The following is a 12,337-nucleotide window of genomic DNA, read 5'->3' as shown; positions in this document are numbered from 1 at the left end:
CCGCCGTATGGACGGTGCCGCTGAGACTATACGGTACGGTACGGACATGGCAAGGCTTTCGCGCGACGACTGGGTCGACGCCGCCTACGAGCGCTTCAGCACAGACGGCATCACCGCCATCGCCGTGGAGCCCGTGGCCCGCTCGCTCGGCGCCACGAAGGGCTCGTTCTACTGGCACTTCACCGACCGGCGGGCTCTCGTCGACGCCGTGCTCGAGCGCTGGCGCGAACTCGAGACCGAGCAGCTCATCGCCGAGGTCGAGCGGATCGCCGATCCCCGAGCGCGGCTGGCGCAGCTGTTCGAGATGATCGGGCACCGCTCGACGCAGCGCAACGGCGAGCGCACCCTCTACGCCGATGCCGCGGCCGCACACGTGCGCGAGCCGGTGTCGGCGGTCACCGAGCGCCGCGTCGGCTACCTCAGCGGCCTCCTGCAGCAGTGCGGCGTCTCGGCCGAGGAGGCCGACCGCCGCGCGGTGCTGCTCGTGTCGGCGATCATCGGCTTCCAGCAGCTTCTCGCGAGCGGATGGCTGCCGTCGCAGCATCCCCGCACGCTCGTCGACACCCTGTACGGCGTGGCGATGATCCCCGAAGGCGTCACTCGCCCCGACCGTCCCTGACCCTGCCGGGTCGCTCCCAACGGCGCCGCTTCGTCGCAACATCGGAGATCGTTCCAGACTCGCCGGTGGAGGGATGCCGCGGCCCGGTGTGTCGGCCGGATCTCCGATTCCGCGGCGCGCGTGCCGGCGCCACGCGGGGCGCGGGCGCGGGCGCGGGGGGCGTGGGCGAAGGGGTCAGGCGAGGTGCAGGCCGCGGTCGAGGGCGCCAAGGATCGCGAGCTCGACGGTCACCCAGTCGTGGACGACCATGGCGTAGTCGAACCGTAGGGTGACGAACCCCCACGCCGCGGCGTTCGCGTCGCGCACGAGGTCTTTGTGCCGATGGGGCTGGTCGTGGTGGTTGACGACGCCGTCGACCTCGACGATCAGCCGCTCGCCGATCAGGAAGTCGACGACGCCCACAGAAGTGAGCCGCACCTGCGTGCGGAGCGGGAGGCCGTGGGGTCGAAGGCGCCATCTCACGAGCGACTCGAGGCCGCTGTCGGCGTCGGAGCGGGAGAAGGCGATCGCGTCTCGGCCGGCGGCGTTCGTGTGAGACCGCAGCCACGCGAGGCCGCGCTGCGAGATCAGTCGCTGCCGACGGGCGGACTCGAGCGCCACGAAGAAGTCCTCGACCCCGACGCACAGCAGGATCTGCCGCAGCACCTGCGGCACCGAGGGGATGCCGAATGCGTCCTTCGCTCCGGCCGCATCCCAGTGACCCACGCAGACGCAGTCATCGTGGGTGTAGGCGCGTCCGTGGGCGCGCAGCCAGACGTGCAGCTCGTCCGCTTCACCGCACACCCACAGCCCGAGGTGCCGCGCAGCGCTGACGCAGGCGAGCGATCCGCCGTGCTCCGCGGCCCGGCGGATCGCGTCGCACGATCCGTCCGAGGCGTAGACGCCGCGCCGCAGCCGTACCAGCGATCCGTCACCGAGACCCGCCGCGACCGCCGCGCGACCGAGCCCCGCCGCGCGCAGCTCGGCCGTCGAGCGCACTGGCTGCTGGGTGGTGGAGCACATCGCTCCAGCGTGCGCGGGCCGCGGCATCCGCTCGCCGCCGAAGGCACCGCCCGTGGACAGCCCGCAGCCACGGCATCCGCGGGAGGAGGGAGCGTCGTCGCAAGATCGGAGATCGTGCCCGACACGCCGGTGGGGGGATGCCTCGCCCGGCGAGTCGGCCGGGATCTCCGAGGCCGGGCGGTGGCGACCAAGGCCCGCCCGGTCCGCCTACGCCGGTCGCAAGATCGGAGATCGTGCCCGACACGCCGGTGGGGGATGCCTCGCCCGGCGAGTCGGCCGGGATCTCCGAGGTTGCGACGGCCGAAGACCTGGTTTACCCGAAGCGGCCGGAGACGTAGTCTTCGGTCGCCTGGACCGACGGGGTGGTGAAGATCGAGCGGGTGTCGTCGTACTCGATGAGCTTGCCGGGCTTGCCGGTGCCGGCGATGTTGAAGAACGCGGTCTTGTCGCTGACGCGCGAGGCCTGCTGCATGTTGTGTGTGACGATGACGACCGTGTACTCGTTCTTCAGCTCGCCGATGAGCTCCTCGATCGCGTACGTCGAGATCGGGTCGAGGGCCGAGCAGGGCTCGTCCATCAGGATGACCTCGGGCGAGACGGCGATCGCGCGGGCGATGCACAGTCGCTGCTGCTGGCCGCCGGAGAGGCCGGATCCCGGCTTGTCGAGGCGGTCCTTCACCTCGTTCCACAGGTTGGCGCCCCGCAGCGACTTCTCGACGAGCGCATCCGCATCGGACTTGGCCATGCGCCGGTTGTTGAGCTTCACGCCCGCCAGCACGTTCTCCTTGATCGACATCGTCGGGAACGGGTTCGGGCGCTGGAACACCATGCCGACCTGCCGCCGGACGAGCACCGGGTCGACGTTGGCGCCGTACAGGTCGTCGCCGTCGAGCAGCACCTTGCCCTCGACTCGCGCGCCCGGGATGACCTCGTGCATGCGGTTGAGCGTGCGCAGGAAGGTCGACTTGCCGCAGCCGGACGGGCCGATGAAGGCCGTCACGCTGCGCGGCTCGATGTCGAGCGAGACGCCCTCCACGGCCAGGAAGTCGCCGTAGTAGACGTTCAGATCGTTGACTTCGATGCTCTTGGACACGATTCCTCGGGTTTCGATTCGGGTTCGGGATGCCGGTCAGCGGCCGAGCTTGGGGGAGAAGACCTTCGCGACGAGGCGCGCGATCAGGTTGAGCAGCATGACGATGACGATCAGCACCAGCGCGGCGGCCCAGGCGCGGTCGTGGTAGGCCTGCACCGGGATGCCGGCGTTCATGTACTGCGTGTAGGCGAACACGGGCAGCGTCATCATGCGGCCCTCGAACAGGTTGTAGTTCATCGACGACGCGACGCCTGCGGTCAGCAGCAGCGGGGCGGTCTCGCCGATGACCCGCGAGATCGACAGCATGACGCCGGTCGTGATGCCCGCGATCGACGTCGGGAGGACGACCTTGGTGACGGTGAGCCACTTGGGCACGCCCAGCGCGTAGGACGCCTCGCGCAGCTCGTTGGGCACGAGCCGCAGCATCTCCTCGCTCGAGCGCACCACGACGGGGATCATGAGCACCGAGAGCGCGATCGACCCCATGATGCCCATGCGGATGCCGGGCCCGAAGAACAGGGCGAACAGGGCGTAGGCGAACAGACCGGCCACGATCGACGGGATGCCGGTCATCACGTCGACGAGGAACGTGATGCCCTGCGCCAGGCGCTTCCCGGCGCCGTACTCGACGAGGTAGATCGCGGTGAAGATGCCGATCGGGATCGAGATCACGGCCGCGGCGAGCGTGATCAGCAGCGTGCCGACGATGGCGTGCAGGGCGCCTCCGCCCTCGCCGACGACGTTGCGCATCGAGCTCGAGAAGAACTCGGCGCTGAGGCCCGCGATGCCGTTGACGAGCACTGTCCACGCGACGGAGACGAGCGGCACCATGGCGACGGCGAACGCCGCCGTCACGACGCCCGTCACGAGACGGTCGACGCCCTTGCGGCGCCCCTCGACGAGGCTCGAGATCGCGGTGATGAGCACGAGGTAGACGAGCGCGGACACGACGGCCCACCCGGCGATGCTGAACTCGGAGCCGCTGGCCATCGCGAGGACGCTGAAGACCAGCGCCGTGATCAGGGCGCTCGCGCCGAGGATCGCCCACGGGGCCCACTTCGGAAGCCGGCCGCTGGTGAGGCGCTGGTGCTCGCGCACCGGCGCTGGCGGCAGCGTCGGCATCGGGGGAGCGGTCACAGTGGTCATGTCAGTTGGCTCCCGAGAATTCCTTGCGCCGGCTGACGATCCAGCGTGCGACCGCGTTCACGGCGAAGGTGACGATGAAGAGGATCAGGCCCGTCGCGATGAGCACGTTGATGTTCGCGCCGTAGGCCTCGGGGAACGTCAGGGCGATGTTCGCGGGGATGGTGCTGGGGTTCTCGGAGGTGAAGAGCCGGAACGTGACCACTCCGGTCGCCGAGAGCACCATGGCGACGGCCATCGTCTCGCCGAGCGCGCGGCCGAGGCCGAGCATCGATGCCGAGACGATGCCGCTGCGGCCGAAGGGGAAGACAGCCATGCGCACCATCTCCCAGCGCGTCGCGCCGAGTGCGAGGGCGGCCTCTTCGTGAAGCACCGGGGTCTGCAGGAAGATCTCGCGGCAGATGGCGGTGATGATCGGAACCACCATGACGGCGAGCACGATCGCGGCGGTGAAGATCGTGCGACCGGTGGCCGACACGGTGCCGCCGAACAGCGGGAACCACCCCATGTTGGCGTTGAGCCACGCGTAGACGGGCTGGACGGCGGGGGCGAGCACGATGATGCCCCACAGGCCGAAGACGACGGACGGGACAGCGGCCAGCAGGTCGACGACGTAGCCGAGCGCCTGCGCGAGGCGGCGAGGCGCGTAGTGCGAAATGAAGAGGGCCACCGAGACGGCCAGCGGCACGGCCATGAGCAGGGCGAGCAGCGACGCCCACACCGTGCCGAAGGCGAGCGGCCACACGTAATCCCAGAAGTTCGTGGACAGCAGGGAGGCGGTGTCGCCGGTCGCTGTCAGTCCGGGGATGGACTGGACGATGAGGAAGATCGCGACGGCGGCGAGCGTCACGAGGATCATGCTTCCCGCGGCGAGCGCGGTGCCCGAGAACCAGCGGTCTCCGGGCCGCTGCCTGACCTTGCCCATGGCGGGGGAGGTCGTCGTGGTCATGGTGTCCTTCTGGTTCGGGTGTCTTCGAGGTGAGACCCGGCCCGGCGTGAGAGCCGGGCCGGGCCTCGAGATGTCACTCCGTGACGATCGAGTCGATCGCCGCGGTGACCTTCTCGCGGAGCGTGTCCGAGATGGGGGCGTTGCCCGCGGCGGCGGCCGCGGCGTCCTGGCCCTCGGGGCTTGCGACGTACTCCAGGAAGCCCTTGACGATCGGCGCCACGGCTGCGTCGGCGTACTCCTGGCAGGCGATCATGTAGCTCACGAGCACGATCGGGTAGACGCCGGCCGCGTCCGAGGTGCGGTCCAGGGCGATGGCGAGGTCTCCCTCACTGCGGCCCTCCTCGAACGGCGACGCGTCGACGATCGCCGCCGCGGCCTCCGGCGAGTATGCGACGAACTCGTCGCCGACCTTCACCGCAGCCGTCGACAGGCCCTCCTCGGCGGCGCGCGACGCATCGGCGTAGCCGACCGTGCCGTTGCCGCCGGCGACGGCGGACACGACGCCCGACGTGCCCTGTGCGGCCTCGCCGCTGGAGAGCGGCCACACGCCGTCGGGCTCTGCGGTCCACTCCTCGGGCGCTGCCTGGAAGAGGTAGTCGGTGAAGTTCTCGGTCGTGCCCGAGTCGTCGGCGCGGTGGACGGGGGTCACGGCGAGGTCGGGAAGCTCCACGCCCTCGTTCAGCGCGGCGATCGCCGGGTCGTTCCAGTTGGCGATCGCGCCCGAGAACAGGCCCGCGATGGTCGCGGCGTCGAGGTTCAGCGAGTCGACGCCCTCGATGTTGAAGATGACGGCGATCGGAGAGATGTAGGTGGGCAGCTCGATGATGCCCGAGCCGTCGACGCAGCTGTCGAACGGACCGGCCTCGAGCTCCTCGAGCGTGAAGGCACGGTCCGATCCCGCGAACGGGAAGGCGCCGGCCTGGAACGACTCACGACCCGCGCCCGAGCCTGCCGGGTCGTACGTGATCGTCACGTCGGGGTTGGCGGTCTGGAAGCCGGCCGTCCACGCCGCGACCGCGACCTCCTGGGACGACGCGCCACCGCCGGCGATCTCGCCGGATAGGTCGGAGGCGGTGGGGGCATCGGTCGAGCCGCCGGGAGCGGTCTCGTTGGCGGCGCAGCCGGCGAGGGCGAGGGCCGCGACTGCGGCGACAGCGCCCACCTGGGCGATGCGGGAGATCTTCACTGTGTGAATCCTTCACGTGTCAGGGAAATGAGGCCCGTGCGGGCTTCGGGTGATGAGCCCGGTGCGGGGCTCGCCTGAAACGTAGGCGGGGACTCTTAAGAGAGTGCGCTCGCCGGGTGAACGGAAGGTGAACGGGATGCCGCGCGCGAGGCATCCCGAATCTCAGGTCAGACCTTGGGGGTGTGCGTCTCGATGGTGACGATGCCCGAGCCCGGGTTCTCCACCGAGAGGTGCACGACCGAGAACGCCGCCGGCTCGAGCGCCGAAGCGCTGCCGAGGTACGACCCGCGCAGGGTTCCGGTCGCCATCGCGATCTCGGTGAGGATCTCGGGGAGCACAGGTCCGTGGCTGCACAGCACCGCGGGCTTGCGCGCGCGCACGCGCTCGCCGATGACGGTGCGTGCGTCGGAGGCGCCCTCTTCCCACGCGTCCTGGCTGATGAGCTTCGACTTGTCGATCTTCCGGCCGAGCGCAGCCGACAGCGGCGCGACGGTCTTCATGCAGCGGACGGCGGGGCTCGAGATCAGCTTTCGGGCGCCGAACGCCAGCAGCGGGCCGACGATCGAGTCCGCCTGCGTGCGGCCGCGAGAGGAGAGCGGGCGAGCGGCATCCTCACCCTCCCAATCCTCCCGGCCGACGGCCTTGGCGTGCCGGAGCGCGATGATCGGGAATGTGCGCAGCACGCCCTGGTCGATCAGGCTGATGAAGTTCTCGACGATCTCGACGTCGACCGGGTAGCTCAGACGCGACAGCGCCTTCTTCGGGGTGACCCACTCGAGGGCGGCGATCTCCTTGTTGGGCACGAACGCCGAAGCCCGGATCGCTTCGTCCGTCGCCTCGGCCGCCCAGTAGTGCACGATCTTCTGCCGCTTGCTGGGCAGACGGTAGCGTGAGACGCCCACGGGCACCCCGAGCGCGACGCGGATGCCGGTCTCTTCGAAGATCTCGCGTGCGGCGGTCTCGGCGAGCATCTCGCCGGGGTCGACCTTGCCCTTGGGGAGCGTGACGTCGCGGTACTTCGTGCGATGGATCAGCAGCACGCGCAGCTTCGCGTCGACGACGCGCCAGACGACGCCTCCTGCGGCGTACACGGCGGTCTCGGTCATCGCACCGCGCGTGCCCGCCGACGGCGCTGCACGTTCGTCATGGTGCGGTCCTGCACGTCGACCAGGAGCTTGCCGTCCGCGTTGGTGTTGTGCCTCACCCACTCGCCGTCGGGGCCGAGGTGCCACGAGCTCGTTCCGTCGCTCATCGCGAGGTCGAAGAAGTCCGACAGCTCCTTGATGTGACCGGGAGCCACGACGCGCACGAGCGCCTCGACGCGGCGGTCGAGGTTGCGGTGCATCATGTCGGCGCTGCCGATGTACACCTGCGGGTCGCCGTCGTTGAGGAACGCGAAGATGCGCGAGTGCTCGAGATAGCGGCCCAGGATGCTGCGCACCGTGATGTTCTCGCTCATGCCGGGGACCCCCGGCTTGAGCGAGCAGATGCCGCGCACCCACACCTCGACCTTCACGCCGGCCTGGCTCGCCCGGTAGAGCGCATCGATGATCTGCTCGTCGACCATCGAGTTGACCTTGATCCGCACGCTCGCGGGCTTGCCGGCGAGGGCGTTGCGCCGCTCCTTGTCGATGAGCCGCAGCAGGCCTTTGCGGAGGTGGAGCGGCGCGACCAGCAGGCGCTTGAACTTCTTCTCGATCGCGTAGCCGCTCAGCTCGTTGAACAGGCGGGTGAGGTCGCGGCCGACCTGGTCGTCGGCGGTGAAGAGCCCGAAGTCCTCGTAGATGCGGCTGGTCTTCGGGTTGTAGTTGCCCGTGCCGACGTGGCTGTAGCTGCGCAGCTTGCCGCCCTCTTCGCGGATGACCAGAGCGAGCTTGCAGTGCGTCTTCAGGCCCACGAGGCCGTAGACGACGTGCACCCCCGCCTTCTCGAGCTTGCGCGCCCAGAGGATGTTGTTCGCCTCGTCGAACCGCGCCTTGATCTCGACGAGGGCGAGCACCTGCTTGCCGGCCTCGGCGGCGTCGATCAGCGCCTCGACGATCGGGCTGTCGCCCGACGTGCGATACAGGGTCTGCTTGATGGCGAGCACGTGCGGATCCTTCGCCGCCTGCTCGAGGAACGCCTGCACGCTCGTGGCGAACGACTCGTACGGGTGGTGCACGAGCACGTCGCCCTTGCGGATCGAGGCGAAGATGTCGGGTCGCTCGTTGTTGTCGCCCGGCTGGAACGCCATGGCGGTGGTCGGCAGGTGGGGCTTGAACCGCAGATCGGGGCGATCGATGCGCAGATCGAACAGGCCGCGCAGGTCGAGCGGACCGGGCAGCCGGTAGACCTCCTGCTCGGTGATGTCGAGCTCGCGGATCAGCAGTTCGAGCGTCACCTCGTCCATGTCGTCGGTGATCTCGAGGCGGATCGGCGGGCCGAAGCGGCGCCGCAGCAGTTCGGCCTCGAGCGCCTGGATCAGGTTCTCGGTCTCGTCCTCCTCGATCGCCACGTCCTCGTTGCGAGTGAGGCGGAAGGCGTGGTGGTCGAGCACCTCCATGCCGGGGAAGAGGTCGTCGAGGTGGTTGGAGATGAGGTCCTCGAGAGGCAGGTACCGCACCGAGCCGCCGGACGCGGGCACCTCCACGAAGCGGGGCAGCATCGGCGGCACCTTGAGACGCGCGAACTCCTGGCGCCCGGTGCGGGCGTTGCGGATGCGGATCGCGAGGTTCAGCGAGAGCCCCGAGATGTAGGGGAACGGGTGCGCCGGGTCGACGGCGAGCGGCATCAGGACCGGGAAGACCTGCGCCTGGAAGTATTCGTACAGCGCGGCGCGGTCCTCGTCGTCGAGCGAGTCGTAGGTCACCATCTCGACGCCGGCGTCGGCGAGGGCGGGCATGACGAGCGTCGTCCACGCATCGGCATGACGGAGCTGCAGGCGGTGGGCCTCCTGCGAGATGTCGGCCAGCACCTCGGCGGGCGCCCGGCCGACGTTGGTCGGCACGGCGAGCCCGGTGACGATGCGGCGCTTCAGGCCGGCGACGCGCACCATGAAGAACTCGTCGAGGTTGCTCGCGAAGATCGCGAGGTAGTTCGCGCGCTCGAGGACCGGCAGGGTCGGGTCCTCGGCGAGTTCGAGGACGCGCTGGTTGAACGCGAGCCAACTGAGCTCGCGGTCGAGATAGCGGTGTTCGGGCAGCTGCGCGTCGAGTTCTTCGTCCAGGTCGAAGTCGTCGTCGTCGGCGTCGCCGAGGCCGGCGTCGAGCACGTCGTGTTCGATCATCCCCTCATCATTGCAGGGACGCGTGACGAGAGTGCGAATGCTTCCCTAGGCGTCGGTGCGCTCGCGCGCGGTCGGCAGCTGGTCGTCCTCGTAGACGTTGAACCGATAGCCGACGTTGCGCACCGTTCCGATGAGCTGCTCGAGGTCGCCGAGCTTGGCGCGCAAGCGTCGCACGTGCACGTCGACGGTGCGGGTTCCGCCGAAGTAGTCGTAGCCCCACACCTCGCTGAGCAGCTGCTCTCGGGTGAAGACGCGCGACGGATGGGTCGCGAAGAAGTGGAGGAGCTGGAACTCCTTGTACGTGAGATCGAGCGGCTTGCCGTGCATCTTCGCGGAGTATGACGACTCGTCGATCGTGATGCCCGACGTCTGGATGCGCGTCGAGACCTGCTCTTTGGTCATGCGGCCGATGGCGAGGCGGATGCGCGCATCGACCTCGGCGGGCCCGGCGGTGACGAGGATGACGTCGTCGATGCCCCAGTCGGTCGACACGGCCGTGAGCCCGCCCTCGGTCACGACGAGGAGCAGCGGCGCGTCGAGTCCTGTCGTGTTCAGGATCTTGCAGAGCGACTTGGCGCCCACGAGGTCGACCCGCGCATCGACGAAGATGACGTCGGCGCTCGGCGCGTTGACCAGCTGGGCCGGCTCGGCGGGGATCTGGCGCACGCGGTGGCTCAGCAGTTCGAGCGACGGCAGGACAGGACCGCCTCCGTGTGTGGAGCTCAGAACCAGCAGCTGTGCCAAAGCATCGCCTTTCCAGCGCGCGGGGGTGCGCCGTGCACCCCCAGTGTAGGGCGTGAGCGGAAACAGCTTCCGCGCGGCGACATCTCGCGACGTCGCACGACCTCGGCCCCGGATCGTGCGCGCGGGGGCCTGTTGGGGAAGAATGGGCCCGTGGCAGTTCCAGAGCTCGCTCCGCGCCGGACCATCGGCGGAATCATCGCCGTGTGGGCCGTGGCCGCCGTCATCGGCGTGCTCGTCGGACTCTTCGCCGGCGACGCCTGGCGCGTGCAGTGGCTGGCGGTCGGACTCGGCGGATGCCTCATCCTCGCCTTCATCGTGCAGCTGTGGTCCGGTCGCTCGCAGGGCTTCACCGAGCGCGTCGCCGCCAGCGCCCTCGGGGCGCTCGCCGTGCTGGGTGTCATCAGCCTCGGGTTCGGGCTGGCCGCGATCGTCCCCGGGTGACACGCGCGGCGCCGCGGATCGGATCCGGTTTAGGCTAGGAGTCATGGATCTCTTCGCGCTCGAGCTCTTCTTCGTGGGTCTCCTCGGTCTGGCGTCGCTCGCGATCGCCTTCGTGTCCGTCGTCGTCCTCAAGAACCTGTACCGCGGCCAGCGCTGATCGGTCGCGCGATGCTGGATCTGCCGACCGACCTCCCCGCCGACCTCGCCCCGCTCTCGTGGCTCATCGGCGTGTGGGAGGGGACCGGCGTCATCGACTACGCCGACCACGCCTACACGGGCGAGTTCACGCATCGCGTGAGCTTCAGCCATGACGGCGGCGACTACCTGAACTACTCCGCGAGCGCGTGGCTCCACGGCGAGGGCGACCAGCGCACTCCTCTCGTGGCCGAGATGGGCTACTGGCGCCTGTCGCGTCCTGCGACGCCCGCCGATGCGGGGCCGGGCCTGTTGCCGGCCCTCGAGAGCGCAGCACCGCGCACCGTCGACGACGTCGAGCTCCTCCGCAACGGCGAGGGCGGCTTCGACATCGAGGTCGTGCTCGTGCACGCCGACGGGGTGAGCGAGCTGTACCTCGGCCAGATCCGTGGTCCGCGCATCGACATCGCCACCGACGCCGTCGTGCGCCCGGCCGGTGCGAAGACGTACGCCGCGGCGACCCGTATGTACGGTCTTGTCGACGGCCATCTGCTGTGGGCGTGGGACATGGCCGCCCTCGGCGAAGAGCTCGGCGCGCACGCGTCGGCCCGGCTCGCGCGGGCGGAATGATGGCCTCCCCGTTCGCCTCCCTGCCGGGCGCCGTGGTCGACGACTCCGGACTGCAGCACGTCGGCAACCCGCTGATCGAGCAGCGCGCGCTCTCCGAGGGTCGCGCGGTCGTGCCCCTGGGCGATCGTGCGGTGCTGGCCGTCGCCGGTGAGGACCGCCTGACCTGGCTCGACTCGCTGACGTCGCAGGCGCTGGCGTCGCTGCCCCCGGGTGTGAGCACCGAGTTGCTGGTGCTCGACCCGCAAGGACACGTCGAGCACGCGGCATCCGTCCTCGACGACGGCGAGACCACGTGGCTCATCGTCGACCGGCCCGACGCCCAAGGACTCCTCACCTGGCTGCTCCGCATGCGGTTCCGCCTGCGGGTGGCGCCGCGCGACGCGAGCGACGAGTACGCGGTCTTCGGCGGCACCACCGCGGCCCTGGCCGCGCTCGCCGCCGCGCAGCCGGGGGGCGTTCCGCTCGTGTGGACCGACCCGTGGCCCGCCGTCTCGACGGGCGGCTGGGGCTACGCCGCCGTCGACCCGCACCCGGGTGCGGCACGCGACTGGGCCGAGGTGCTCGTCAAGCGAGTCGAGGAGAAGCGAATCGCGGATGCCGCGGCCGCGGGCGACCTCGCGGTCGTCGGACTCTCCGCCGCCGATGCCCTGCGCGTCGCTGCCTGGCGCCCCCGCTGGTCGGCCGACGTCGACGAGCGCGTCCTTCCGCACGAGCTCGACTGGCTGCGCACCGCCGTGCATCTCAGCAAGGGCTGCTACCGCGGTCAGGAGACGGTCGCCAAGGTGCACAATCTCGGCCACCCGCCGCGGCGCCTGGTCGCATTGCAGCTCGACGGCAGCGGGAGCGTGCTCCCCGAGCACGGCGCCGCGGTGCGCGTCGGCGAGGACGCGGTCGGCGCCGTCACCTCGGTCGCGCTGCACTTCGAGGAGGGGCCGATCGCGCTCGCGATCGTGCGTCGCTCCACGCCGGTCGACGCGACGCTGCTCGTCGACACCGAGGACGGCCCGGTCACCGCCGCGCAGGAGGTCGTCGTGCCGCCCGAGGCGGGGGCGACCGCCAACGTGCCGCGCCTGACGAGACTCTCGCGCCGGACTCCCGCGAAATGACCGGGCGCCCGCGGAGGGGGCGGG

General features: G+C 70.0%; 12 protein-coding genes. 4 read left to right on the top strand and 8 right to left on the bottom strand.

What is annotated here, in order from left to right:
* The first annotated feature begins 46 nt into the window (after positions 1-46).
* Positions 47-619 (top strand): TetR/AcrR family transcriptional regulator, encoded by a 573-nt coding sequence (locus H9622_RS07250; RefSeq protein ID WP_225221822.1) that lies wholly within the window; start codon positions 47-49, stop codon positions 617-619.
* A gap of 174 nt (positions 620-793) precedes the next feature.
* On the opposite strand, the gene H9622_RS07245 is transcribed toward H9622_RS07250, so the two are convergent.
* The 8 genes from H9622_RS07245 to H9622_RS07210 form a co-directional block, all read right to left on the bottom strand.
* Positions 794-1,621 carry a type IV toxin-antitoxin system AbiEi family antitoxin domain-containing protein gene (locus H9622_RS07245; RefSeq protein WP_191765739.1) on the bottom strand — a complete coding sequence of 276 codons (828 nt, stop codon included), beginning with the start codon at positions 1,619-1,621 and terminating at the stop codon, positions 794-796.
* Positions 1,622-1,934: 313 nt separating this feature from the next.
* Positions 1,935-2,714: a phosphate ABC transporter ATP-binding protein PstB gene (gene pstB, locus H9622_RS07240; RefSeq protein ID WP_191765738.1), complete on the bottom strand. Its 780-nt coding sequence runs from the start codon at positions 2,712-2,714 to the stop codon at positions 1,935-1,937.
* A 36-nt stretch (positions 2,715-2,750) separates the two neighbouring features.
* A complete protein-coding gene (pstA, locus tag H9622_RS07235) occupies positions 2,751-3,860 on the bottom strand; it encodes a phosphate ABC transporter permease PstA (RefSeq protein ID WP_191765737.1) in 1,110 nt (369 codons plus the stop codon).
* A 1-nt stretch (position 3,861) separates the two neighbouring features.
* Complete coding sequence (pstC, locus tag H9622_RS07230) at positions 3,862-4,806, bottom strand: phosphate ABC transporter permease subunit PstC (protein WP_191765736.1); 945 nt, start codon at positions 4,804-4,806, stop codon at positions 3,862-3,864.
* A 73-nt stretch (positions 4,807-4,879) separates the two neighbouring features.
* Complete coding sequence (gene pstS / locus H9622_RS07225; RefSeq protein ID WP_191765735.1) at positions 4,880-5,992, bottom strand: phosphate ABC transporter substrate-binding protein PstS; 1,113 nt, start codon at positions 5,990-5,992, stop codon at positions 4,880-4,882.
* 167 nt (positions 5,993-6,159) lie between these two features.
* Positions 6,160-7,098 carry an NUDIX hydrolase gene (locus H9622_RS07220; RefSeq protein ID WP_191765734.1) on the bottom strand — a complete coding sequence of 313 codons (939 nt, stop codon included), beginning with the start codon at positions 7,096-7,098 and terminating at the stop codon, positions 6,160-6,162.
* Positions 7,095-9,257 carry an RNA degradosome polyphosphate kinase gene (locus H9622_RS07215; protein ID WP_191765733.1) on the bottom strand — a complete coding sequence of 721 codons (2,163 nt, stop codon included), beginning with the start codon at positions 9,255-9,257 and terminating at the stop codon, positions 7,095-7,097. The genes H9622_RS07220 and H9622_RS07215 overlap by 4 nt, the downstream gene beginning before the upstream one ends.
* Positions 9,258-9,302: 45 nt before the next feature.
* Positions 9,303-10,001 carry a winged helix-turn-helix domain-containing protein gene (locus H9622_RS07210; protein ID WP_191765732.1) on the bottom strand — a complete coding sequence of 233 codons (699 nt, stop codon included), beginning with the start codon at positions 9,999-10,001 and terminating at the stop codon, positions 9,303-9,305.
* A 150-nt stretch (positions 10,002-10,151) separates the two neighbouring features.
* On the opposite strand from H9622_RS07210, the gene H9622_RS07205 reads away from it, so the two are divergent.
* The 3 genes from H9622_RS07205 (at position 10,152) to ygfZ (ending at position 12,313) form a co-directional block, all read left to right on the top strand.
* Complete coding sequence (locus tag H9622_RS07205; protein ID WP_191765731.1) at positions 10,152-10,442, top strand: hypothetical protein; 291 nt, start codon at positions 10,152-10,154, stop codon at positions 10,440-10,442.
* Positions 10,443-10,610: 168 nt separating this feature from the next.
* The gene (locus tag H9622_RS07200) at positions 10,611-11,207 is read left to right on the top strand and encodes a nitrobindin family protein (RefSeq protein ID WP_191765730.1); all 597 of its coding nucleotides are present in this window, start codon (positions 10,611-10,613) and stop codon (positions 11,205-11,207) included.
* On the top strand, positions 11,207-12,313 hold the full coding sequence (gene ygfZ, locus H9622_RS07195; RefSeq protein ID WP_191765729.1) for a CAF17-like 4Fe-4S cluster assembly/insertion protein YgfZ: 1,107 nt from the start codon (positions 11,207-11,209) through the stop codon (positions 12,311-12,313). Before H9622_RS07200 ends, ygfZ begins: the two co-directional genes overlap by 1 nt.
* Positions 12,314-12,337: the final 24 nt, after the last annotated feature.

Origin of the sequence: Microbacterium gallinarum (assembly GCF_014837165.1) — a bacterium.
In the GTDB taxonomy this organism is placed as follows: domain Bacteria; phylum Actinomycetota; class Actinomycetes; order Actinomycetales; family Microbacteriaceae; genus Microbacterium; species Microbacterium gallinarum.
The sequence above is the reverse complement of the archived record's forward strand: the minus strand, read 5'-3'. Positions and strand labels throughout refer to the sequence as shown.

Bases quoted from the DNA above. Each gene is read 5' to 3' on its own strand.
- H9622_RS07250 (WP_225221822.1), top strand. From the start codon at position 47: ATGGCAAGGCTTTCGCGCGACGACTGGGTCGACGCCGCCTACGAGCGC.
- H9622_RS07245 (WP_191765739.1), bottom strand. From the start codon at position 1,621: ATGTGCTCCACCACCCAGCAGCCAGTGCGCTCGACGGCCGAGCTGCGC.
- pstA (WP_191765737.1), bottom strand. From the start codon at position 3,860: ATGACCACTGTGACCGCTCCCCCGATGCCGACGCTGCCGCCAGCGCCG.
- pstC (WP_191765736.1), bottom strand. From the start codon at position 4,806: ATGACCACGACGACCTCCCCCGCCATGGGCAAGGTCAGGCAGCGGCCC.
- H9622_RS07220 (WP_191765734.1), bottom strand. From the start codon at position 7,098: ATGACCGAGACCGCCGTGTACGCCGCAGGAGGCGTCGTCTGGCGCGTC.
- H9622_RS07215 (WP_191765733.1), bottom strand. From the start codon at position 9,257: ATGATCGAACACGACGTGCTCGACGCCGGCCTCGGCGACGCCGACGAC.
- H9622_RS07200 (WP_191765730.1), top strand. From the start codon at position 10,611: ATGCTGGATCTGCCGACCGACCTCCCCGCCGACCTCGCCCCGCTCTCG.
- ygfZ (WP_191765729.1), top strand. From the start codon at position 11,207: ATGGCCTCCCCGTTCGCCTCCCTGCCGGGCGCCGTGGTCGACGACTCC.